18 protein-coding genes and 1 tRNA gene are annotated in these 23,604 nt (G+C 63.0%); 7 read left to right on the top strand and 12 right to left on the bottom strand.

Annotated elements, in window-relative coordinates; all coding sequences use genetic code 11:
- Positions 1-6 precede the first annotated feature (6 nt).
- On the bottom strand, positions 7-852 hold the full coding sequence (gene ypfJ, locus ACFOMH_RS12790; protein WP_374423253.1) for a KPN_02809 family neutral zinc metallopeptidase: 846 nt from the start codon (positions 850-852) through the stop codon (positions 7-9).
- A 153-nt stretch (positions 853-1,005) separates the two neighbouring features.
- On the opposite strand from ypfJ, the gene ACFOMH_RS12785 reads away from it, so the two are divergent.
- From ACFOMH_RS12785 to ACFOMH_RS12770, 4 genes are all read left to right on the top strand, one after another.
- Positions 1,006-1,602 carry a DedA family protein gene (locus tag ACFOMH_RS12785; RefSeq protein WP_374423252.1) on the top strand — a complete coding sequence of 199 codons (597 nt, stop codon included), beginning with the start codon at positions 1,006-1,008 and terminating at the stop codon, positions 1,600-1,602.
- A gap of 54 nt (positions 1,603-1,656) precedes the next feature.
- Positions 1,657-2,163 carry a disulfide bond formation protein B gene (locus tag ACFOMH_RS12780; RefSeq protein WP_377744900.1) on the top strand — a complete coding sequence of 169 codons (507 nt, stop codon included), beginning with the start codon at positions 1,657-1,659 and terminating at the stop codon, positions 2,161-2,163.
- 179 nt (positions 2,164-2,342) lie between these two features.
- Positions 2,343-5,024 (top strand): DNA gyrase subunit A, encoded by a 2,682-nt coding sequence (gene gyrA / locus ACFOMH_RS12775; RefSeq protein ID WP_377745023.1) that lies wholly within the window; start codon positions 2,343-2,345, stop codon positions 5,022-5,024.
- 73 nt (positions 5,025-5,097) lie between these two features.
- Positions 5,098-6,183, top strand: coding sequence for an AI-2E family transporter (locus ACFOMH_RS12770; RefSeq protein ID WP_374423248.1), 1,086 nt, complete (start codon positions 5,098-5,100; stop codon positions 6,181-6,183).
- 123 nt (positions 6,184-6,306) lie between these two features.
- Here ACFOMH_RS12770 and ACFOMH_RS12765 read toward each other — a convergent pair whose 3' ends face one another.
- The 3 genes from ACFOMH_RS12765 to ACFOMH_RS12755 all read right to left on the bottom strand — a co-directional run bounded on the left by ACFOMH_RS12765 (position 6,307) and on the right by ACFOMH_RS12755 (position 11,020).
- Positions 6,307-8,781: a DUF3772 domain-containing protein gene (locus ACFOMH_RS12765; protein WP_377744898.1), complete on the bottom strand. Its 2,475-nt coding sequence runs from the start codon at positions 8,779-8,781 to the stop codon at positions 6,307-6,309.
- Positions 8,782-8,789: 8 nt separating this feature from the next.
- Positions 8,790-9,821, bottom strand: a complete 1,032-nt coding sequence (locus tag ACFOMH_RS12760; protein ID WP_374423245.1) for a cysteine synthase A — start codon at positions 9,819-9,821, stop codon at positions 8,790-8,792.
- A 98-nt stretch (positions 9,822-9,919) separates the two neighbouring features.
- The gene (locus ACFOMH_RS12755) at positions 9,920-11,020 is read right to left on the bottom strand and encodes an NUDIX domain-containing protein (RefSeq protein ID WP_377744896.1); all 1,101 of its coding nucleotides are present in this window, start codon (positions 11,018-11,020) and stop codon (positions 9,920-9,922) included.
- A 164-nt stretch (positions 11,021-11,184) separates the two neighbouring features.
- On the opposite strand from ACFOMH_RS12755, the gene ACFOMH_RS12750 reads away from it, so the two are divergent.
- A tRNA-Ser gene (locus tag ACFOMH_RS12750) sits at positions 11,185-11,274 on the top strand.
- Between the two features lie 704 nt (positions 11,275-11,978).
- On the top strand, positions 11,979-12,323 hold the full coding sequence (locus ACFOMH_RS12745) for a hypothetical protein (protein ID WP_377744895.1): 345 nt from the start codon (positions 11,979-11,981) through the stop codon (positions 12,321-12,323).
- Between the two features lie 117 nt (positions 12,324-12,440).
- Here the strand turns inward: ACFOMH_RS12745 and ACFOMH_RS12740 are convergent, their stop codons facing one another.
- Positions 12,441-12,647, bottom strand: a complete 207-nt coding sequence (locus tag ACFOMH_RS12740; RefSeq protein ID WP_377744894.1) for a hypothetical protein — start codon at positions 12,645-12,647, stop codon at positions 12,441-12,443.
- A gap of 127 nt (positions 12,648-12,774) precedes the next feature.
- On the opposite strand from ACFOMH_RS12740, the gene ACFOMH_RS12735 reads away from it, so the two are divergent.
- Entirely contained in the window at positions 12,775-14,502 is a 1,728-nt protein-coding gene (locus tag ACFOMH_RS12735) for an amidohydrolase (protein WP_377744893.1), read from the top strand.
- Between the two features lie 478 nt (positions 14,503-14,980).
- Here ACFOMH_RS12735 and ACFOMH_RS12730 read toward each other — a convergent pair whose 3' ends face one another.
- The 7 genes from ACFOMH_RS12730 to ACFOMH_RS12700 all read right to left on the bottom strand — a co-directional run bounded on the left by ACFOMH_RS12730 (position 14,981) and on the right by ACFOMH_RS12700 (position 23,358).
- Positions 14,981-16,867 carry a hypothetical protein gene (locus ACFOMH_RS12730; protein ID WP_377744891.1) on the bottom strand — a complete coding sequence of 629 codons (1,887 nt, stop codon included), beginning with the start codon at positions 16,865-16,867 and terminating at the stop codon, positions 14,981-14,983.
- A gap of 644 nt (positions 16,868-17,511) precedes the next feature.
- Positions 17,512-18,732 (bottom strand): NADH:ubiquinone reductase (Na(+)-transporting) subunit F, encoded by a 1,221-nt coding sequence (nqrF, locus tag ACFOMH_RS12725; RefSeq protein WP_377744889.1) that lies wholly within the window; start codon positions 18,730-18,732, stop codon positions 17,512-17,514.
- Between the two features lie 13 nt (positions 18,733-18,745).
- Positions 18,746-19,354, bottom strand: coding sequence for an NADH:ubiquinone reductase (Na(+)-transporting) subunit E (nqrE, locus tag ACFOMH_RS12720; RefSeq protein WP_374423200.1), 609 nt, complete (start codon positions 19,352-19,354; stop codon positions 18,746-18,748).
- Positions 19,354-20,007, bottom strand: coding sequence for an NADH:ubiquinone reductase (Na(+)-transporting) subunit D (locus ACFOMH_RS12715; RefSeq protein WP_374423198.1), 654 nt, complete (start codon positions 20,005-20,007; stop codon positions 19,354-19,356). The genes nqrE and ACFOMH_RS12715 overlap by 1 nt, the downstream gene beginning before the upstream one ends.
- Positions 20,004-20,816 carry a Na(+)-translocating NADH-quinone reductase subunit C gene (locus tag ACFOMH_RS12710; RefSeq protein ID WP_374423196.1) on the bottom strand — a complete coding sequence of 271 codons (813 nt, stop codon included), beginning with the start codon at positions 20,814-20,816 and terminating at the stop codon, positions 20,004-20,006. Before ACFOMH_RS12710 ends, ACFOMH_RS12715 begins: the two co-directional genes overlap by 4 nt.
- A complete protein-coding gene (locus ACFOMH_RS12705) occupies positions 20,809-22,011 on the bottom strand; it encodes an NADH:ubiquinone reductase (Na(+)-transporting) subunit B (RefSeq protein WP_377744886.1) in 1,203 nt (400 codons plus the stop codon). The genes ACFOMH_RS12710 and ACFOMH_RS12705 overlap by 8 nt, the downstream gene beginning before the upstream one ends.
- 3 nt (positions 22,012-22,014) lie before the next feature.
- Entirely contained in the window at positions 22,015-23,358 is a 1,344-nt protein-coding gene (locus ACFOMH_RS12700; RefSeq protein ID WP_374423193.1) for a Na(+)-translocating NADH-quinone reductase subunit A, read from the bottom strand.
- Positions 23,359-23,604 lie beyond the last annotated feature (246 nt).

Here is a 23,604-nt window from a genome sequence, read left to right as displayed (position 1 = left end):
GAATGCCTAGCCCCGCGCGGCCTTGAAGGTGTCGCATTGCCCAAGCTGGCCGGAGCGGAAACCGCGCTGGAACCATTCCATGCGCTGTTCGGACGAGCCATGGGTAAAGGCGTCGGGCACCACCGCGCGGCCGGCATTCTGCATCAATGTGTCATCGCCCACGGCGGCGGCGGCATTGATCGCCTCTTCGATGTCGCCCTGTTCGATGCTGCCGAACTGTTCATTGGCCTGACGCGCCCAGATGCCGGCAAAGCAATCGGCCTGCAATTCGGTCAGGACCGAGATGCGGTTGGCGGTCGCCTCGTCGGATTGCTGGCGAGCCTGCATGGTCTGGCCCAGAATGCCCAGAAGGTTCTGGACATGATGGCCGACCTCATGGGCGATGACATAGGCATAGGCGAAATCGCCGCCCGCGCCCATGCGCTGGCTCATGGTGTTGAAGAACTGCGTGTCCAGATAGACGGTGCGGTCATTGGGGCAATAGAACGGCCCCATCGCCGATTGCGCGGTGCCGCAGGCCGAACTGTCGATGCCCGAAAACATCACCAGCTTGGGATCGCTGTACTGGGTGCCGGCCTGTTCGGGCAGAACGCGGCCCCACACTTCCTCGGTATCGGCAAGAACCACGCCGACGAACTGGCCGATCTGCTGCTCTTCGGCGGTCAGTTCGCGCGGCTCGCCCTGCTGGCTGCTCTGGCTCATGGATTCGACCACCGGGCTGATATCGACGCCGAAGAAATAGCCGACCGCCAGGATCGCCAGAACGCCGACAATACCGACCCCGCCCGCCCTTGCGCCGCGTCCGCGACGGTCCTCGACGTTACTGCTTCCGCGTCTGCCGCGCCATTCCATGCGATACCCCCTCTGCGACCGCGTCGCGCGGTCGGTCAAACTCTTGCCGGAGAACAGATTACCCGAACCCGCGCCGTCTGCAACGCCGCTGCGGTCTTGACAGTTCCGCCCGCCCCGGCGACCTAAACGGGGAATGACAAAGGGGATCGGCGGATGTTCGACTGGGTTGTGGCGACGATCGACAGCTGGGGCTATCTGGGGGTGTTTTTCCTGATGGTGGCCGAGAACGTCTTTCCCCCCATCCCGTCCGAGGTGATCATGCCGCTGGCCGGGTTTCTGGCCGGCAGCGGGCGGATGTCGCTAAGCCTGACCATGCTGGTCGGGACGCTGGGATCGGTCATCGGCACGTTGATGTGGTATTATGTCGGGCTGTGGTTCGGCGAAGAGCGGCTGAAGCGCTTTGCCGCCCGCCACGGGCGCTGGCTGGGCCTGTCGCCCGGCGATATCGACGCGGCGCATCACTGGTTCGCGCGCCACGGCGCCATGGCGGTGTTCTTTGGCCGCATGATCCCGGCGATCCGCACGCTGATTTCGGTGCCGGCCGGGCTGGCGCGGATGCCCTTGTGGCAATTTCTGATCTATACGGTGGCGGGCAGCGCGCTTTGGACCGGGGTGCTGACATTTGCCGGGCTGGCGCTGCATGAAAACTATGCCCGCGTCGCCGATTATGTCGATCCGGTTTCGAAGCTGGTGGTGGTCGCGGTCGTCGCGATCTATCTCTATCGCGTCTTCACCTGGAAGCCGCATTGACGTTCACGCGATTGGGACTTGCCCGGGCGCACGCACGGGCCTAACCCGATGCGCATGAACGCTTATTCCCGCGGTTTCCCGCCCCGCCAGATCGCTCTGACCGCCGCCGCAGGCTCGGCCGCGCTGCTGATTGCGGCTTTGGGGTTTCAGGCATTGGGCTATGCGCCGTGCGAGCTTTGCATCCTGCAACGCTGGCCGCATCTGGTCGCCGCGCTGATCGGGGTCGCGATCTGGCGCCTTGGCTGGAACCGGGCGCTGGCGGCGCTGGGGCTGCTGGCGGCGCTGACCGCGACCGGGCTTGCGATCTATCACAGCGGGGTCGAGCTGAAGCTGTGGCAGGGGCCGCAGGCCTGTTCGGGGGGCGTGTCGGGCATCGCCAACATGTCCACGCAGGACCTGCTGACCGTGATCGAGGCCGCGCCCATGGTGCGATGCAGCGATGTCGCCTGGAGCTTTCTGGGCATTTCCATGGCGGGTTGGAACGCGATCTGTTCGGCGGTGCTTTCGGCGCTGTGGCTGACCTCGCTGCGCGGGCGCCAACCGGTGCACGGCACCGCCTGAGCCGCTTTTCCCGACCTTGTGCGGCCGTTTCGGGACCGTTTTGAGGTCGTCAAGATTGCGCCCGCGGCTGGTATGGGATAGACCGCTGGTCAACTAAATGTTGAGGCGATCCATTGGCTGACACACCTGAAAACGACGGCGACGACATCCCCGAGAACGGCACCGGGGAACGCGCCGTCATGGCCCATGCCGGGCCGGTGATCAACATCTCGGACGAGATGCGGTCTTCCTATCTGGATTACGCGATGTCGGTGATCGTCAGCCGCGCGATCCCGGACCTGCGCGACGGGTTGAAGCCGGTGCACCGGCGCATCCTGTTCGCCATGCACGAGACCGGCAACACCTATGACAAGCCCTATCGCAAATCGGCGCGTCCGGTGGGCGATGTGATGGGGAAATACCACCCCCATGGCGACGGGGCGATCTATGACGCGCTGGTGCGGATGGCGCAGGATTTTTCCATGTCGCTGCCGCTTCTGGACGGTCAGGGCAACTTCGGCAGCATGGACGGCGACAGCGCCGCCGCCATGCGCTATACCGAGGTCCGCATGGCCAAGGCGGCCAATTACCTGTTGATGGATATCGAGAAAGATACCGTCGAGTTTCAGGACAACTATGACGGCAAGGACCGCGAGCCGACGGTCTTGCCGGCGCGCTATCCCAACATGCTGGTCAATGGCGCGGGCGGCATCGCCGTCGGCATGGCCACCAATATCCCGCCCCATAACCTGGGCGAGGTGGTCGACGCCACGCTGGCCCTGATCGAGGACCCCGACCTTCCGACCGAGCGGCTGATGGAAATCGTGCCCGGCCCGGACTTTCCGACCGGCGGGTTGATCCTTGGCCGTTCGGGCGTGCGCAAGGCCTATCTCGAAGGGCGCGGCTCGATCGTGGTGCGCGCCAAGACCCGCATCGAGGAAGGCCGCAACGGCCGCCAGATGATCGTTCTGGACGAGATCCCCTATCAGGTGAACAAGGCCAGCATGATCGAAAAGATCGCCGAACTGGCCAAGGAAAAGCGCATCGAGGGCATTTCCAGCGTTCAGGACGAATCCGACCGTCAGGGCGTGCGCGTGGTGATCGAACTGAAACGCGACGCCACCGCCGAGGTGGTGCTGAACCAGCTGTTCCGTTTCACCCAGATGCAGACCAGCTTTGGCGCCAATATGCTGGCGCTGAACGGCGGCCGGCCCGAACAGCTGGCGCTGCGCGACTTTCTGACCTATTTCATCACCTTCCGCGAGGAGGTCGTGGCCCGGCGCACGGCCTATGAGCTGCGCAAGGCACGGGAACGCGCGCATATCCTGTGCGGCCTTGCGGTCGCGGTTTCGAATGTCGATGAGGTGGTGGCGACGATCCGCAGCTCGGCCGACGCGGCCGAGGCGCGCGAACGGCTGATGACGCGGCGCTGGCCCGCCCATGACATCGTCGAATATCTGAAACTGATCGACGACCCGCTGCATCCGGTCAATGACGACGGCACCTATAACCTGTCCGAGGCCCAGGCCCGCGCCATCCTTGAGCTGCGCCTGCAACGCCTGACGCAGCTGGGCGTCAAAGAGGTCACCGACGAGCTTAAGACGCTGGCCGACGCGATCCGCGATTACCTGGCCATCCTCGCCTCGCGCGAGCGGATCATGGCCATCATCTCGGACGAGCTGCGCGAGGTGAAAACCCTTTTCGCCGTGCCGCGCCGGACCGAGATCACCGACTGGGCCGGCGATCTGGACGACGAGGACCTGATCGAACGCGAGGACATGGTCGTCACCATCACCTCGGGCGGCTATATCAAACGCACGGCGCTGGCCGAATTCCGGTCGCAGCGTCGCGGCGGCAAGGGCCTTTCGGGCATGGCCACCAAAGAGGACGACGTGGTCACCACGCTCTTCGTGGCCAATACCCATACCGAGCTTTTGTTCTTTACCACCGATGGCATGGTCTATCGGCTGAAAACCTGGCGCCTGCCGCTGGGTGGGCGCACCGCCAAGGGCAAGGCCATCGTCAACATCCTGCCCATCGATGCCGGCGTCTCTATCGCCGCGCTGATGCCGGTCGATGCGCCCCAGGCGGAATGGGACGACTATCAGGTGATCTTTGCCACCTCACAGGGCGACGTGCGCCGCAATGCGCTGTCGGATTTCGCCAATGTCATGCGCAACGGCAAGATCGCGATGAAACTGCCCGAGGGGGTCGAGCTGATCGGCGCCCGCATGGCCACCGAAAACGACGATGTCATGCTGATCACCGATTCCGGCCGGGCGATCCGCTTCCAGACCACGGATGTGCGGGTCTTCAAGGGCCGCGATTCGACCGGCGTGCGCGGCATCCGGCTGTCGAATGGCGACCGCGTGGTGTCGATGTCGGTCATCCGCCATTTCGAGGCCGATCCGGCCGAACGCGCCGCCTATCTCAAGATGCGCCGCGCCGTCGAGGGCGCGCTTGACGACGGCGCCGAGGCCGACGAGGACGAGGATGCCGTGGCCGAGGCCGCGATCACCCAGGAACGCTATGCCGAGATGTCGGCGGCCGAGGATCTGATCCTGACCATCACCGCCAAGGGTGCGGGCAAGATCAGCTCCAGCCACGATTACCCGGTGCGCGGGCGCGGCGGTCAGGGCGTGATGGCCATGGACCGGGCCATGCGCGGCGGCCCGCTGGTCGCCAGCTTCCCGGTCGAACGCGACGACCAGATCATGCTGGCCACCTCGACCGGACAGTCGATCCGGGTGCCGGTCGACGGCATCAGCTTCCGTTCGCGTTCGGCGGGCGGGGTGCGCGTCTTCAACACCGGCGCGGACGAAACCGTGGTTTCCGTTGCGCGCATCGCCGAGAATGGCGAAGATGAGGCCGAAGAGGCCTGATATCCGGGCCTGAGGCGGGCGGGGCACTCCCTGCCCCGCCGGGCCGCGGCACGGAACGGGAAGAGGCAGGGTCTTGCAATCAGGCGATTCGCAGCTGCGCGCGCGGCTACAAACCGGCTTTCTGGGGATCGTGGCCTTCGCGCTGATCCTGTTCTTGCTGGTGCAGGCGCGGTTCATGCTGATCTGTCTGGCCATCGCGGTGATCATCTTTTCGCTGACCACGGATGCGATTTCGGCCTTCGCGCGGCTCAAGGTGCCGAACTGGCTCGCGACGACGCTGGCGCTGATCGCCATTTCCATCGGGCTGATCTGGGCCGCCACGGTCGTCGTGTCCCAGGTCAACGAGGTGGTCTCGACCACCATCGTCTATTCGGATCGCGCGCAAGAGGTGCTGGCGCGGCTGACCATGGATTTCAGCCCGCGCGCGCAGGAAACCCTGACCACGTTCCTCAGCAATATCAACCTTGCGGGCTGGATGCGTTCGGCGGCCGGACAGGCGTCAAACCTGATTTCGGGCGCGGTGCTGACCGCGACATTCACCGGCTTCATGTTCGCCGAACGGGCATGGTTTCCGATCAAGATCGAACGGCTGGCCGGCGATTCCGCCCGCGCGCGGCAGGTGCTTTCGATCATCGGCTCGATCGCGCGGCGGGTGAACCGCTATCTGGTGGTGAAATCGGCGATCAGCATGGTCACCGCCGGGCTGGTCTGGACGATATTCCGCGCGGCCGGCCTGGAACTGGCGGGCGCCATCGCCATGCTGACCTTTATCCTGAACTTCATTCCCAGCATCGGCTCGATCATCGCGACCATGATCGCGGCGGTTCTGGTTCTGGCCCAGACCGGCGATCCGACCACGACGCTGTTGATCGGGGGGCTTTGCACGGTGGTGCAATTCCTGATCGGCAATATCCTTGACCCGCTTTTGCTGGGACAGACGCTGCGGCTGTCCTCGTTCGGGATCATCCTGTCGCTGGCCTTCTGGGGGGCGATCTGGGGCATTGCCGGGATGTTTCTGGCGGTGCCGATCATGGTCGCGGCCATGATCATCTGTGCCCATATCCCGTGGCTGCGGCCCATCGCGATCCTGCTGTCCCATGAGGGCCTGCCCGATCAGGACGAGACCGAGGACGAGAGCCAGCATCTGGACGCCGCCTGAGGTCCCGGGCGGGCGGGGCCGGTCGCGGCCCCTGCCCCTTGAATGCCCTGTCTTGGGATGTGCCCCCGTCAGGCGGGGCCGATCACGCGGCGCCCCGGGTCCGTCACGGCCACGGATGCGCGCCTAGCGCGCATCGGCCCCCGCATCGCCGTCGCCATCGGTATCGGGCACTTCGTCGCGCTGAATCGGGCGCGACCTGTCGGGTTCCTCGCGCGGGGCGACCGGCTTTTTCTCGTCAGAGGCCAGCTTGTTTTCGACCCGCAACAGCGCCTCTGGATTGCGCAGCCAGATGTCGCGCTGTGCATAGGGGATTTCGATCCCTTCTTCGGCAAAGCGGCGGGCGATCTCGTGGTTGATTTCCGAGGTCACGCCCGCGCCGGCATTGATGTCCGACAGCATGGCGCGGATTTCAAAGTTCAGGCTGTCGGCCCCGAAGGTGCGGAACAGCACCGCCGGCGCCGGGTTGACCATCACCGTCGGCTGATCCTCAGCGATCTCGCGCAGGATGCGTTCGACCTTGCGCGTGTCGGTGCCGTAAGCCACGCCCACCGGCACGATGATGCGCCCGGTCAGGTTGCCGCGCGTCCAGTTGGTGACCTGTTGCGTGATCAGGTCCGAGTTGGGGACGATCACCTCGTTGCGGTCGAATGTCTGGATCTGGGTCGCGCGCACGGCCATCTTCTTGACGACGCCCTGCTTGCCACCGACCTCGATCCAGTCGCCGACCGCGACCGGGCGTTCCACCAACAGGATGATCCCCGAAACAAAGTTCGACACCACCTGCTGCATGCCGAAGCCGATGCCCACAGACAGCGCACCGGCAACCACCGCCAGCGAGGTCAGATCGATCCCCGCCGAGGTCACCGCCAGCATCGTCGCAAGCCCGATGCCGACATAGCCGATGATCGAGACCACCGCATTCTGGCCGCCGGAATCGATCTGGGTCTTGGGCAGGATGGTGCTGCGGAACGCGCCCTGCACAAAGCGCGTCGCCGAATAACCCAGCGCAAAGACAAAGATGAATGTCAGGATGCCCATCGGCGACAGGGTCACACCGCCCAGCGACACCCCGTTCTGGATCTTGGTCCAGGCTTCGGACAGGTCATTGGTCCGCGACCCCCAGATCAGCGCAAAGAACGGCACCGAAACCGCCACCAGCGCAAAGCCGATCAGCCCCGGCACCAGCGAATCCCGGGCCGAGCCATCGCCACCCACCGCCAGACCGTAAAGATCGGCGATAAAGTCCTGAAGAATGATAAGCAGCCCAACCAGCGCCACCGTCGCCACCGTCGCCCACAGCACCGCGTTGGCCGCCGTGACATAGCCCAGCGCCGCCGCGACGGGCGCCACGACCGCCACCAGCCGCCCCAGCCGCGCCAGAAGCGAGATGACCGACACCCGATAAGGCGTCGCTCCGGTCTCCATGCCCTTCATCCGGCGCAGGATATTGCACAGGTTGAACAGGTAGAACGATCCCAGCAGGATCAGCATCAGATGCCAGACCCCCGCCGACGCGTCGCTCAGCCGCTGGGGAACGGTGCCGATATCCTTGTCGCCATCGCTGTTGAACCCCGCCAGCGGCAGGACCGTGCGCGCCAGAAGCTGATGTAGCGCCAGCGACAGCGCCAGCATCCCGGCGCGGAACCGCGCCTGCGTGCGCTGTTTTTCGGCCAGAGGCAGGGGCGGCACGACGCCTGTATCCGCCTCAGGGAACAGCCGCCGCGCCAGCCAGACACCGCCGAAATAGGACAGCGCCGCGCCGGGGATCGAAAAGATCAGCGGCAGGCCCCATTCGCCAAAGAGGTTGGTGGCATAAAGCGCACCCGTCGCCAGCATGGCCCCAAGCAGCGGGATCGCGATCTGGCCCAGAGAGACCGCGAACAGCACCGCCGCGCGCGACCGGTCGCCAAAGCGTCCCGACAGCCGGTGCGGCAGCGAATCCACCCATCTGCGCCCGCGCGTCAGCAACAGCGCCGCAATCAGCAGAAAGCCGACCACAAAGGGCAGGCCGCCATCGGCAATGCCCTTCATCCCGCCATTGCTGGTCCAGCGCTGCCGCACCTCGTCATAGACGTTATGGGCCAGCGTGCCCGCCTCGGACAGCGCCGGCGCCCAGTTCGCCGGATTGAGCGGCGTCGACGTCCGGTCGATCAGCGCATAGGTCTGTTTGGTGCGAATGGCCTGATCGATCTGGGCGATGATGCCATCGGCGCGGCCATAGGCCTCGACGGCCTTCAGGCCGGGCGCCTGCAATTCGGAAAGCTGTGTGTTCAGCTCGGTCCGGCGGGCGGCGACATCCTCGGATTCGGTCTGTCCCTCGGCCGGGACCGGGCCCAATGCCGCGATCTGATCCTTGAGCGTGCTGATGCGGGTCGAATTGACGCCTTCATTGGCTTTGAACTGGTCGCGCCATTTCACCACCTCGGCGCGGATGGCCTGAAGCCGGGCTTCATTGGCCTGTCCGGCTTCCAGGATCTGCTCGGCCTGATCGGCCATCTTGTTCCAGGCGTCATAATTCGGCGCCTGTTGATCCTGCGCAAGGGCCGGCAGGGACAGGGCAAGAAACAGCGCCAGAAGCAGGGCGGCAATACGCGACATGGTCAGAATCAGTCCTGGAATACTTCGGGCAGGGCGGCCGGGGCGCGGGTCATCCAGCCGGGCACCGGCAGGCCCCTGGCGCGCAGGAAATCGGGGTTGAAAAGCTTGGTCTGATAGCGGTTGCCGTAATCGCACAGCACCGTGACGATGGTGTGACCCGGCCCCATTTCGCGGGCCATACGGATCGCGCCCGCGACATTGATCCCCGACGAGCCACCAAGGCAAAGCCCCTCATATTCCAGCAGATCAAAGATCACCGGCAGCGCCTCGCTGTCCGGGATGCGCCAGGCCATGTCGGGGGTGAAACCTTCGAGGTTTGCGGTGATGCGCCCCTGTCCGATCCCTTCGGTGATCGACGCGCCGGGGCTGTCGAATTCGCCGCTGGTATAGAAACTGTAAAGCGCCGCCCCTTCGGGATCGGCCAGCCCGATCTTGACCCCTTTGGGTTGCAACGCCATGGCCACGCCCGCGAGCGTGCCCCCCGACCCCACCGCGCAAACGAACCCGTCCACCTTGCCGCCGGTCTGTTCCCAGATCTCGGGGCCGGTGGTTTCAAGATGCGCCTGACGGTTGGCGATATTGTCGAACTGATTGGCCCAGATCGCGCCATTGGGTTCGGTCTTGGCCAGTTCCTCGGCCAGCCGGCCGGAATAGCGCACATAGTTGTTCGGGTTCTTATAGGGCTGCGCGGGCACCTCGACCAATTCGGCCCCGGCCAGACGCAGCATATCCTTTTTTTCCTGGCTTTGCGTTTCCGGGATCACGATGACCGAACGAAAGCCCATGGATGCGCCCACCAATGCCAGCCCGATGCCGGTATTGCCGGCGGTGCCCTCGACAATGGTGCCGCCGGGCTTCAGCTCGCCGCGCGCAACCGCGTCGCGGATGATGTAAAGCGCGGCCCGGTCCTTGACCGACTGGCCGGGATTCATGAACTCGGCCTTGCCCAGAATCTCGCAGCCGGTTTCCTCGGATGCGCGGTTCAGCCGGATCAGAGGGGTATTGCCAATGGCAGAGGCAAGGTCGGGGCAGATGCGCATGGCGTGGCCTTTCGCGAAAGTGGTCGTTTTCGATGTACACGTCACCGACCGTTGGCGGCAACCCCGCCAGCCGCGCGGTCGCGTTCGCGTTCGGGTGATCAACCTTCCGCGGAGGGGGCAAGTTCCCCCTGGATCCGCGCGTAACCCAGTTCCAGCCACAAAGCCAGCACCAGCAGGGGGCCGTTCCTGATCTCGCCCGCCATGGCCATGCGGGTCAATTCGGCCCGCGGCAGGATAAAGCTGCGGATATCCTCATCCTCGCTGTCGAGCCCACCAAAGCCCGCCACCTCGTCGGGCAGATCGGCGATGCCGACATAAAGGTAAAGATATTCGGACAGGATCCCGGGGCTGGGATAGTTATGCGGCCCGGCGATCAGGCGGCGGATGGCCAGGCCGGTTTCCTCGACCGCCTCGCGCAGCGCCGCCTCGTCCGGGGTTTCGCCTGGATCGACGCGCCCGGCGACGGTTTCGTAAAACCACGGCTGGCGATCGCCCCGCGCCACCGGACCGGCGCGCAGCTGATCGATCAACAGCACACGGTCACGCAGCGGATCATAGGGCAGCACCACCGCCGCATCGCCCGACACAAAGACCGCGCGCAGCATCTCGGGCGACCAGTCGCCGCGATGCCGGCGCTGGCGCAGCACCAGTTCCTCGACCGAAAAGAATTTCGCATAGGGTTCGGCGCGCGACAGGATCTGCAAGCGATCCTGCCCCTCGGGTCCGATCTGCGGCAGATCGGCCGTCACACGATCGCCCCGCAGCCGGGCCGAGACCCAGGCGGCGATCATCGGCAAACGGCCGCGAATGGTCCCGGCATCCAGCGTGTCGGGCAGGTTCAACACCCAATCGGCCATGGCGGCGGCCAGATCGGGTTGCCAGTCCCGCGCCGACCCCGGCCCCGGTGCGGCGGGATCCCGCGGGGCTTTGGCTGCGATGCCCAACACCTCATGCCCGGCGACCTGGACCGGCGACAGGCCAAAGATCGCGGCATAGCGGCGCAGCGCGGGCGTCCAGTCGCCCCGCCACGCCGCAACCTGCCCCTGTGGATCAGCGACCAGCGCGGGCCAGGCCGCCGCCTCGATCCCCGCATCTGGCTGCGGAAGCAAGCGCCAACCGGCGAGCGGATCGGCCGGAACCGCCCCCGGCATCAGCCGCAGACGCAGGGCCGGATCGGCCAGCGGCCCGATCAGCAGCATCGCCACCCCCTGCCCTGCATGGCCCGGATGTGGCGGCGGCTGGCTGTCTGAAACATGGTTGATCCGATTCGATGACATGGATGAAAGTTTTGCGGTTTTTTCGCCCGAAGCCCCTTGCGCTTCAACCCCACCCCGTCTAAATCCCCGCCACCACCCAAAAGCGCGGAGAGGTGCCGGAGTGGTCGAACGGGGCGGTCTCGAAAACCGTTGAGCCTGCAAGGGTTCCGTGGGTTCGAATCCCACCCTCTCCGCCATTTTCCAAAGCAGCATTAGAAAACAGCCGCTTAGGGAAAGATGGCCTTACGTTTTCTGTCCCCAAACGTGATCCATTCCAGCCGCGTCAGGACCGCCCGAACCGCCTTGGGGAATTGCCCGTCGCGGGGGTGATCTGTGACCGCAGGGGGCAAGGTTGCGCTCTGTCCCCGCCGTTCGTCGTGGCCGTCACGCGGGTCGCCTCGGCACCTTGGGGACACCTATGGAAATCGGAACCAAGATGCGCGCGAAGTCGCCTCTGGCGGCGCCTCCTGAATAGAGGTTCGACGGCTTTCTCACGGATCTTCGGCGAGGCGGGGTTTCGTCAGGCTCAACAAGGCACGAGATATAGAGCCACCCGCATCCTGCACGCCGCACCACCTGCAACAGTGCCCGCACAAGCGCCAGTCCTGCGCCCAAACTTTGCCGACCGCGCCGTACATATGCGAACACCTTGCACCACGCTCAACCAAGGCGTGAAATTATCCCTATTTCAGTATGCCAGATTCGGCGCTACCTTCGATGGCGTCGACTCTGCGCCGGTGGCTTTCCACGGGCGCATCCGACACCCGGACATGCGGCAGCTGTTCGGAGAATTGGCCGATCAGGCCGGTGGTTAGCGAGAAACGAAACAGGTCCCGCCCAGAACTGAATGAAGGTCAGGCACGCCCGCATGACGTGGCCTTTTGAAAGGCAGGAAAACCAGATGCGTTTCAATCGCCGCATGTTCACCATGCTGTCGGGCGGCGGGGCGCATTTGCGGCCATGGCCGGCTATCGCAGGGGCTGTCGCTGAACGCGCCGTTCCAATCCATGGTCAGGGCATGCCCAAGGATCGGGTCGATCCGTGCAAGCGGCCCCGCATTTCCCCGTCGCGTTTCCCGATGCAGAGCTTCCGTTCAGAGGACCGGCCCTGCGATCAGACCATCGCGCCGGAACCGGCCGATTCCGTGATCCGGCCCGGGGATTCCGCCAGCATCGCCCCCGAACCCCCGGATACGATCAAGACTTTGATCCCGATCAAGGAACATGAGGTGGTCTTGGGGGCCTGATGGAATTGCACAAATCATAGCAGTCTTGACGAAACGGCGCTGCCCGGTCGCGGGCGGCGCGCAATGCTCGGAAGAAAATGAAAGCTGTTTGCCAAATCACTTCACGGGGTTTCGCCGTCACGGGCAGCCCTGCAAGGGACCGGGGGCATCCCCGATCCCGACACGACCGGATTTTGTCCCAAATTCAAATTGAACGATTTTTTCTCGCTCATACCCAAAAAACCTCTGGCTCGGCCATTTCACGCAGGGCCTCATTCGTCCAACAGTCAACCGCCACATGGAGACGATCATGACTTCGATCAGCAGGCGCTTTTTCTTGAACATCGGCATAGCCGGATCGGCACTGGTATATTCTCTGGGCCGTGGGATTGCCGATACCACCTCGCTCTCGGATGTCGGGCGGGTTCTGTTCGCGCCGGCCTAGGCAACGGTCTATCGCGCCCGGGAAATCGTGACGCTGAATCCGTCGCAACCGACGGCCGAGGCGATTGCCGTCGTGAACGGCCGCATCCTGGCCATCGGCAATTTCGCGGATGTCACCGCCGCGCTTGCCGGCCAGCCCTTTACCGTGGACGAGAGTTTCGCCGAACACACCATCGTTCCCGGCTTTGTGGCCCAGCATGACCACCCGGTTCTGGCCGCGCTCAGCATGTCGTCCGAAATCCTCTCGATCGAGGATTGGGTGCTGCCGACCGGCACGGTGCCGGCGGTCAAGGACAAACAGGACTTTCTGACCCGGCTTTCCAAGGCGGTCGACGCGCGGGCGAACCCCGATGAGCCGGTGCTGACCTGGGGGTATCACCCCGCCTTTTACGGCCCTCTGACCCGGGCCGATCTTGACGGGCTGGGCAAGCCCAATCCGATCATCGTCTGGGGCCGGTCCTGCCATGAAATGATCCTGAGCTCGGCGGCGATGGAAAAGGGCGGGGTCACGCCCGAGTTTTTCGAGGGCTTCTCCGCCTCGGCCAAGGAACAGAGCAATTTCGACGAAGGGCATTTCTGGGAACAGGGCATTTTCGCCGTGCTGCCGGCCATCGCGCCGTTAGCCGTCGATCGCAACCGCTTCCGGGCCGGGCTTGAACTGACACGCGACTATATGCATGCCAAGGGCATCACCATCGGCAACGAGCCGGGCGGCATCTTCTCGAAACCGGTTCAGGACGCGGTGAACGAGGTTTTCTCAAGCAATGACATGCCCTTCCGCTGGTCCTTCATCCCCGATGGCAAAAGCATCGTCGCGGCCAATGACGACGATACCAAGGTGATCGGGGACACCGAAAATCTTGTTTCCTGGTATACCGGCATGACCAGCATGGCCCCGAACCAGATCAAGCTTTTCGCCGACGGGGCAATCTATTCGCAGCTCATGCAGGTGCGCGAACCCTATCTCGACGGGCATGAAGGCGCGTGGATGATGGACAAGTCGCTGTTCGAACGCGCGTTCCGCATTTATTGGGATGCGGGGTATCAGATCCATATCCATGTGAACGGCGATGCCGGCGTGGACCGCGTGCTCGACACGCTCGAGGCGAATATGCGCCGCAACCCGCGTTTCGGCCATCGCACCGTTCTTGTCCACTTCGCCGTCAGCGACCCCGATCAGGTCGCGCGGATCAAGAATCTCGGCGCGATTGTCAGCGGCAATCCCTATTATGTGACGGCCTTGTCCGATCAATATAGCGAAGTCGGGCTTGGTCCCAAGCGCGCCGACGCCATGGTCCGCCTTGGCGATCTGACGCGCAACGGGATCCGGTGGTCGCTGCATTCGGACATGCCGATGGCGCCGGCCGATCCGCTGTTCCTGATGTGGTGTGCCGTAACCCGGCTGACCGCCTCGGGCCGCGTTGCGGACCCCGACCAGCGGGCCAGCATCGAGGATGCCTTGCGCGGGGTGACGATCGAGGCCGCCTATTCGCTCAAGCTTGAGGACGAGATCGGGACGTTGGAGCCCGGAAAGCGCGCGAATATGACCATTCTGTCGCAGAATCCGCTGACCGTCGAAGCGGACGCCATCCGCGATATCGCGGTCTGGGGCACGGTGATGGAGGGTCGGGTACTTCCCGCGGGGGCGGCGGCGGTCAAGAAGGCCAGCCTTGAGCCGGCATCGGACCCCGACGCCGACCGGGATTTCGCCTTTGCCGCAATCGATCACGCCTTGCAGGTCACGCATTCGCACTGAGGGGGCAGGCCCCTTCGCGTTCCGGCACGGCCCATGTCGGACACTGTCACATCTGCGCTGTCCCGGTTCCGGGGCAGCGCGTTGATCGCCAATCCGGCCTGAGGCAGCCCGCGACATGCCGCCCGGATGCGCGGGCCAGACGCCCGAACATTTTGGCGACATGGCCCGCGTCATTCCAACGGCCTGCTGCGATCAGCTGTCGAAAAGCACCGCCGAGCCAAGGGCTTCCGGGATATGGCGGCGGTCCCGGGCTGGGCTTTGCCCCTATTGCCCCTGCCGGTCATGCCTGGCGTGGAACCTTTCAGACCAGTCCATTCAGCGAAAACCAGCCCCGTGCGTCCGACCCACGGCCACGTCTCCCGAGCGCCCTTTCCGTCGTGACACAAGGCGTGGGCATCCGTCCCGCGCCGTGGCGGGTGCGGGACGGTTCAGATCAGGATGCGAAACAGCCGCCCGTTCAGCACAGGCGCCGCAACCCTTAGCGGGCCGCGACCTTTGATGCGGTTTTTCTGGCGATGGTGGTCTTGGCGCTTTTGCTGGTTTTTGAGCTCGTGCCGGCTTTTGCGGCCTTGGAGGTCTTGCTTGCCTTGCTGGTCTTGACCGGTTTCGGGGGTGCCAAGGGCACAAGCTCGGCCTCCGGCGGGGCAAGCGCTGCGTTCTGCGCCGCCGCATCGACATGACTATTCACGAACTCGGCGATCTTGAAATATCCGGTTCTGGTATAGTGATCGCTATCGGCAAACTCGCCGGGTTCAAGCAGGGTGTCGATGTCGATGAAATGCGCGTTCGGCACCGCCTCACAGAAGGACCGGCACATGGCGTTATAGCCTTTGCGGATCTCGATGGTCCGCTTGGCCTGTTCGCCATGCTCGGCCACAGCCGACAGGATGAACAGCGGCGTTTCCGGCCGGCGCAAATCATGGACGCGCTGCAAGGCCTGCCGGGTCAGCACAAGACGTTCCTCCAGCGACAGCCGGCGGTGATACATTTCCTTGGAAAAGCGGGCCGCCTTTTCGTGGTCGCGCATCAGCTTCTTGAACCGGCGCGGCGGGATGGTCGCCCAATATTCGCCCCCCCATTCATCGCCGCCATAGGTAAAGAACAGGTCCGACGGGACCGAAAAATAAAGCGATAGCAGGACAAGATCGGATTCCGCGATCGACTTGTCAAAGGCCAGCATGTCGTCCAGCGTCTGCCCGACGAAATGGCGCAGCGGATGCGAATGCTTCAGCTGCTTGCTGCGCGGGTTCAGGATGAAACCGACATCGTCATAGCGGACCAGCATCCCCTGATCGTCCTGCTTGTTGACGAATTCGTCCCGGTTGGTGCCGCAATAGAAAGACACCTGCAAAAGGTCGCAACCGCCGACAAGACAGAGCCGCCGGTTCGCCGCAGGTGTACTGTCCGCCTCGAAATCGGCGACCTCGGTGATCCAGTCGATGTCATCTTTCGTGTCCAGCTCGCTGGCGACGGGACCGGCGATCTGGAATTGCGGCCGGTGCAGGTAATTCCAGACCCATTGTTCCACGCCCATGTTCAGGGTCCGGCATGAAAAGGCAAAGTGATGGACCGTGGTTCCCGAAAACTTGGTGCGGACACAGAAAAAGCCGACCACGCCATAATCGCCATAGCGATCCTTGACCTGAATCAGACCGGCATGCATGCCCGACACTTTCAAAAGCGCGTCCAGATCGGCGCGCTCTTTTTCGGTATTGGCGCGGATCTTGGTGAAATTCAGCTGATTGGTCCGGTTCAGAAGCTCAAGCACCCGGTCCATATGGTTTTCGACATCGGTGATGATCTTGATCTTGATTTCGGACTGGCGCAGGAAATCGACATTGGACAGGCCGGAATTCTCCCGCTCATCCTTTTTTTGTTCCATGACCTTGTATTGGGCAAGGCGGCTGTGCTTGCGGTCATCCTTGCCCTTCAGCTGCGGCAGCTCAAGAAGCCCCGCCACCGGCCCTTTCGAGGCGTCCACCGTCATCAGCGCCTTGCTGAAGAACATCGCCTCTTCGAGGTTCAGGTGGTTATCGTCCAGGAACAGCACGTTTTCATCGCGCAGGCCCATTTCCTCGATCATCTGGGCGATGGCCTGCCCCTTTGGCGACCAGGCGATATGGGGAAAGACGAACAGATCCCAGACGCCCAGCTTTTCCAGCGCCTGTTTCGCCTGATCGAAATCGTTCTTGGAACAGATCGAACACATGATGCCGCGATCCACCAGCGCGCGCACCATATCGAGGTTCTCGGCGATAGGCCTGATCCCCTCTTCGGACAGGGTGCCGCCCCAAAGCGTTTCGTCCAGATCCCAGATGACCAGCTTGACCTGCGCTTTTACAGCGGCGAACGGATCGTCAGACATGCAATTCCCAAAGCGTCATTAATTGAACCAGTTTTCGGGAATAACGCCAGAGGCTCTAATATGGCAAATTCATTTTACCTAAAGAACGCGGCTTTGAGGTCTTTGAAGCGGCCATTCGGGACGAGAAGCCGGTTAATAAAACATATATGCCGCAGATATCAAACCGGTGGCGCAGCACGACATTCCGACCGTGGTTAAATCATGGCCGCGAAGATTTTCGCGATGTCCGCTGCACATAGCCCGCCACGCATCGACCACCCCAATCGATCAGAATGCAGTAATTTCAAAGAGCTACACCATTAGAGACGTGGCTTCGACGAGAACACAGGGCCAGCCCTAACACACCACGAGATGCAAAGCCGATCACAGATCGCCAGAAACCATTAACAAAACCCTGATCATTTCTTTACGCAATCGCTCGCCGACATTTCTCGCGGGCATATTGCACATAATAGCTAAAATGAGTTTTTTTAATCCAGCTCAGGGCGCAATGGCAGGCCCGGCCCAAAATCGAACCGGCATGAATGGCGCACAGCTCTGGTCCCGTCCGACACCTGCCGCGCGACGGCGCAAGGTTCGGCGCACGGCGCAAATGAAAACCGGCCCGCAAGGGGCCGGTTCATGGATCCTGTCGTTTGGGCGTGTCAGCCGCCGAAATCGTCCAGCATGATGTCTTCGCGGTCCACGCCCAGATTGACCAGCATGTTGATGACCGACTGGTTCATGATCGGCGGCCCGCACATGTAATATTCGCAATCCTCGGGCGCTGGATGGTTCTTGAGGTATTCCTCGAACAGGACGTTGTGGATAAAGCCCTTGTAGCCTTTCCAGTCGTCCTCGGGCAGCGCGTCGGACAAGGCGACATGCCATTCGAAATTCGGATTTTCGGCCGCAAGCTGGTCGAAATCCTCGACAAAGAACATCTCGCGCTTGGAGCGCGCCCCATACCAGAAGCTGATCTTGCGTTTGGAATGCAGGCGCTTGAGCTGGTCAAAGATATGGCTGCGCATCGGCGCCATGCCGGCACCGCCGCCGACAAAGATCATCTCTTTTTCGGTGTCGCGGGCGAAGAACTCGCCAAACGGCCCCGAGATCGTCACCTTGTCGCCCGGCTTGAGGTTGAAGATATAGGACGACATCTTGCCCGGCGGGATGCCGTCCGAACCAGGCGGCGGCGAGGCCACGCGCACGTTCAGCATGATGATGCCCTTTTCCTCGGGATAGTTGGCCATGGAATAGGCGCGCTCGACCGGTTCGTTGACCACCGATTCATAGCGCCACAGATTGAACTTGTCCCAGTCCTCGCGATATTCCGGGGCGACGTCGAAATCCTTGTAGCTCAGCTTGTGGGGCGGGGCCTCGATCTGGATATAGCCGCCGGCGCGGAAATTCACGTCCTCGCCCTCGGGCAGTTTCAGAACCAGGGCCTTGATGAAGGTGGCGACATTGTCGTTGGAAACGACGGTGCATTCCCATTTCTTGACGCCAAAGACCTCTTCGGGGACCTCGATTTCCATGTCCTGCTTGACCGCGACCTGACAGGACAGGCGGTCGCCGCAGGCGGCCTCGCGCTTGGTGATGTGGCTTTCCTCGGTCGGCAGGATCGAGCCGCCGCCGGAATGCACCTTGACCCGGCATTGCGCGCAGGTGCCGCCGCCCCCGCAGGCCGAGGGCACGAACAGCTTTTGCGCCGCCAGTGTCTGCAACAGCTTGCCGCCGGCCGGGACCGAGATGGTCTTTTCGCCGTTGATGGTGATGTTGACATTGCCGGTCGAAACCAGCCGCGACCGCGCCACGATGATCAGCGTGACCAGCGCGATCACGATCAGGGTGAACAGGACGACGCCAAGGGTAAAGGTTTCCATGCCCGCCCCCGCCTTACAGCTTGACGCCGCTGAAGGACATGAAGGCCATGGCCATCAGTCCGGCGGTGATGAAGGTGATGCCAAGCCCCTGAAGCCCGTCGGGAATGTCAGAATATTTCAGCTTTTCGCGCACCCCCGCCATGGCGGTGATGGCAAGCGCCCAGCCAAAGCCCGACGAGATGCCATAGGTCGCGGCCTCGGCGAAATCGTAATCGCGTTCCACCATGAAAAGCGACCCGCCCAGAATGGCACAGTTCACCGTGATCAGCGGCAGAAAGATCCCCAAGGCGTTGTAAAGCGGCGGGAAATACTTATCGAGCACCATTTCGAGGATCTGCACGATGGCCGCGATCACCCCGATATAGGAAATCAGCCCCAGAAAAGTCAGATCGACATCGGGAAACCCCGCCCAGGCCAGGGCGCCGGGTTTCAGCAGATAGTTCAGCAAAAGATTGTTCGCCGGTACGGTGATGGCCTGCACCAGCATGACCGAAACGCCCAGCCCGATGGCGGTCGAAATCTTTTTGGACACGGCGATGAACGTGCACATGCCCAGAAAAAAGCTCAGCGCCATGTTCTCGACGAAAATGGCCTTCGCGGCGAGTGAGATCAGACCTTCCATCAGTGCCCCTCGACCGTCTGGATCTTGTATTCGCGTTCCTCGACCTGTTCGGGTTTCCAGCTGCGGAAGGCCCAGATGATCAACCCGATCACGAAAAACGCCGAAGGCGGCAACAGCAACAGGCCGTTCGGCACATACCAGCCGCCATTGTTCACGGTGGGCAGGATCGTCACCCCGAACAGGCTGCCCGAGCCGAACAGCTCGCGGATCGTGCCGACCAGCATCAGGATCAGCCCGTAACCCGCGCCATTGCCGATCCCGTCGATAAAGGATGCGATGGGCGGGTTCTTCATGGCAAAGGCCTCGGCCCGGCCCATGACGATGCAATTGGTGATGATCAGCCCGACAAAGACCGAAAGCGTCTTTGACACCTCATAGGCATAGGCTTTCAGCAGCTGATCGACCAAAATCACCAGCGAGGCGATGATGACCATCTGCACGATGATGCGAATCGAGCCGGGGATATGGTTGCGCAGCATCGAAATGAACATCGACGAAAACGCCGTCACCAGCGTCACCGCGATCGCCATGACCAGCGCCACCTTAAGCGAGGAGGTCACCGCCAGCGCCGAACAGACGCCCAGCACCTGAAGGGTGATCGGGTTGTTGTCGACCAGCGGATCGACCAGCAATTCCCTGCGAGTCTGCGTCATTCGATCTCTCCCGCCTTGAGGTTTTTCAGGAAGGGGCCAAAGCCCCGGTCGCCCATCCAGAAACGCACGAGATTGTCGACCCCGCGCGAGGTCAGCGTGGCGCCCGACAGCGCGTCGATGAAATAGTCGTTGCCCGCCGGGGGCGCCGTCTTGGCCACGGTGATCTGCAAGGTGCCGCTTTCATCGGCCAGCTTCTTGTCGCGCCAAAGCGCCTTCCAGCGGGGGTTGTCCACCTCGGCGCCCAGTCCGGGGGTTTCGGCATGGTCATAGAATTGCAGGCCAAAGATGGTGTTGGCGTCCTCTTCCACGGCGATATAGCCGTAAAGCGTGGACCACAGCCCATAGCCATAGACCGGCAGGATCACCTTGTCCAAGGCGCCGTCCGGTTCGCGCAACAGATAGACGGTGACGAATTTCGACTGTCGCCCAATACCGGCCGGGTCGTCGGCAAGCGGCTCGGACAGCGCCGGATCATCGGCCGCGGCGCGGTCGTCGAAGGTCGCAGCATCGAAGCGGTCGGTAAAGCGGCCGGTGGCCAGATCCAGAACATGCGGCTCGAACGCGGCAAAGGCCTTGGCGACATCGGTGCCCGGCTCATAAAGACCCGCGACTTGCAGGATGTTCGTCTGTTTGTCGCGCAGCTTGTTCTCGGCCTGCTGCGGGCGCAGCGCCACCGCCGCCGCCGACACGATCATCGAGGCAAAAAGACACAGCGCAATCGCCACGAACAGCGTCTTGGGCACGGAATCGGTGGGCAGCGCCCAGAAACGGCGCAGCAGGCCCGGCTTGTCGGTTTGCGGATCAGACATTGCGCTTGGCCCTCCGGCGGATATTGGCGCGCACCACGAACCAGTCGATCAGCGGCGCGAAGACGTTGCCGAACAGGATGGCCAGCATCATCCCTTCGGGGAAGGCCGGGTTGATGACGCGGATCATCACCACCATGAAGCCGATCAGCGCGCCATAGATATAGCGGCCCGCATTGGTGTGGCTGGCCGAAACGGGTTCGGTGACCATGAAGGCCAGGCCAAAGGCATAGCCCCCCAGCACCAGATGCCAGTACCAGGGCATCGCGAACATCGGATTGCTGTCCGAGCCGATGGCATTGAGCAGCAGCGAAAACCCGATCATGCCGCCCAGACAGCCGACGATCAGCCGCCAGTTGGCGATTTTCGTGATCAACAGGAAAGCCAGCCCGATCATGCAGGCCAGCGTCGAGGTCTCGCCCAGGCTGCCCTGAATCGTGCCCAGAAACGCGTCCATCCAGGTCACGCCATGCGCCGCCAGCTGCTGATAGCCGTCGGACGCCGACACGGCCAGCGCCGTCGCCCCGGAAAACCCGTCGACCGGCGTCCAGATCGTGTCGCCCGACATATAGGCGGGATAGGCGAAATACAGGAACGCGCGCCCCACAAGCGCCGGATTGAGAAAGTTCTTGCCGGTGCCGCCAAACACCTCCTTGCCGATGACCACGCCGAAGGAAATCCCCAGTGCCACCTGCCACAGCGGCACGGCCGGCGGCAGGATCAGCGTGTAAAGCATGGATGTGACAAGGAAACCCTCATTCACCTCATGGCCGCGAACGGTGGCGAAGATCACCTCCCAGATGCCGCCCACGATCAGCGTGACCAGATAGATCGGCAGGAAATACATGAGCCCATGCATCATGTTGGCGAAGATGCTGTCGGGATCAAAGCCGATGCCCAGCCCCGAAATCACCACCGTCCGCCAGCCCGGCGGCACGCCAAGACTGGCGATGGCGGTATTCACCTGAAGCCCGGTTTTATAAAGCGCCATCAGGATGCAGGGGATCGTCGCGATGACCACATAGGTCATGATCCGCTTCATATCGATATATGAACGCGCATGCGGGGCGACGGTGGTGACGGTCTTGGGCGTATAGAGAAAGCTTTCGACCATCTCATAGATGGAAAAGAACTTCTCGTATTTGCCGCCCTTGGTGAAATGCGGCTCGATCCGGTCAAAAAAGCTGCGCAGGCCCAAGAACTAGCCCTCCTTCTCGATCTTTGTCAGGCAATCGCGCAGGGCGAGCCCGTATTCATATTTGGCGGGACAGGCAAAGCCGACGAGGCCAAGATCCTCTTCGTCCAGCTCAAGCGCGCCAAGGGCCTGTGCATTGTCGGTATCCATGACCAGCAGGGCGCGCAACAATTGCGTGGGCAGAAAGTCCTGTGGCATCAGCCGCTCAAAGGTGCCGGTCGGCACCATGGCGCGGCGGCCGCCATTGAGGTTGGTGGTCAGGGCATAAAGCTTATGCGCAAAGGCCGATCCCAGAACCGGCTGCACGGCATATTTGCTGGCCATGGGCCGGATCCAGCCCAGCGGGATCTGATGATGATCCTCTTCGATGAGCGTGATCTGCCGGGCATAGCGGCCCAGATAGCCGGTTTCGCCATGGCCGGCGCGGCCGCTGAGGACCGAACCGGAAATCATCCGCACGGGCCGTTCGGGGGCGATCCCGCCCGCCGTCAATTCGGCCATCGAGGCACCCGCGACGGTGCGGATCAGACGCGGATTTCGGCACAGCGGACCGCAGAGCGCGATCACCCGCGACGAATCGACGCGCCCGGTCATCAGCAGCCGGCCGATGGCGATCACGTCCTGATACCAGATCGTCCAGACCGTCCTGCTTGCGGTGGGCGGTTCCAGAAAATGCAGATGCGTGCCGGGCAGGCCGGCGGGATGGGGGCCGGAAAACGCCACCGGCTCGACCCCCGGCAGGTCGCCGCCGGGGATATCCGCGCCCCCGGCCTGACACAGATAGGTCTTGCCCATGCTCAGCCGGGCGATGGCGGCAAGCCCGGTCGCAAAGGCCGCCCCCGCATCGGCGATGATGACGGCGGCATCGGGGGCCAGCGGCTCGCTGTCCATGGCGGTGACATAAATCGCGGCGGGGCGCGTTTCGGGACGCGGCACGCGCGAATAGGGCCGGGTACGAAAGCTGGTCCAAAGCCCCGCCGCGCAAAGCCGCGCGACCAGCCCCTCATCGGTGGAAATATCGCCTATGGTGCTGAAATCCATGGGGATCGCGGCGGCATCGTCGCGGGTGATCTCGACGCTGATCAGGGCGCGGCGGGCGCCGCGATTGATCGCGGTGACACGGCCCGAAACCGGGGCGGTGACCACCGCCTCGGGGGTTTCCTTATCGGCAAAGATCGGGCTGCCGGCGGCGACGATATCGCCCTCGTCGACGGCAAGACGCGGCTTCAGGCCCAGATAATCGGCCCCCAGCAACCCGACCGTGGTGACCTGCGGCCCTTCGTGAATCGTCGCATCGGGGGCGCCGGAGATCGGAAGATCAAGACCTTTACGAAGCTTGAAATGCTGCAAGTTTCCCTCACTTCCTGTCCATGGCGGCGGCCGGCATTCTGGTTCGGGCGCTTTGGCCCGGCGGTTCGTTCGCGGCGCTGTTACAGATCGCGCCGGGGCGCTCAATACGTCACCATCGCGGAAATTGCGATCCGCAAAGGCAAAAAAACCGGACGGCCGGGTGACGGCACGCTGTGACTTGCCCAATTATTGACACCCCGGAATTTTCTCGACAAGAGGGGCGCGCCTCTGAAATCCGCCGGAAAG

The sequence above is a fragment of the Paracoccus mangrovi genome (assembly GCF_042648425.1).
Taxonomy (GTDB): Bacteria; Pseudomonadota; Alphaproteobacteria; order Rhodobacterales; family Rhodobacteraceae; genus Paracoccus; species Paracoccus mangrovi.
The sequence above is the reverse complement of the archived record's forward strand: the minus strand, read 5'-3'. Positions and strand labels throughout refer to the sequence as shown.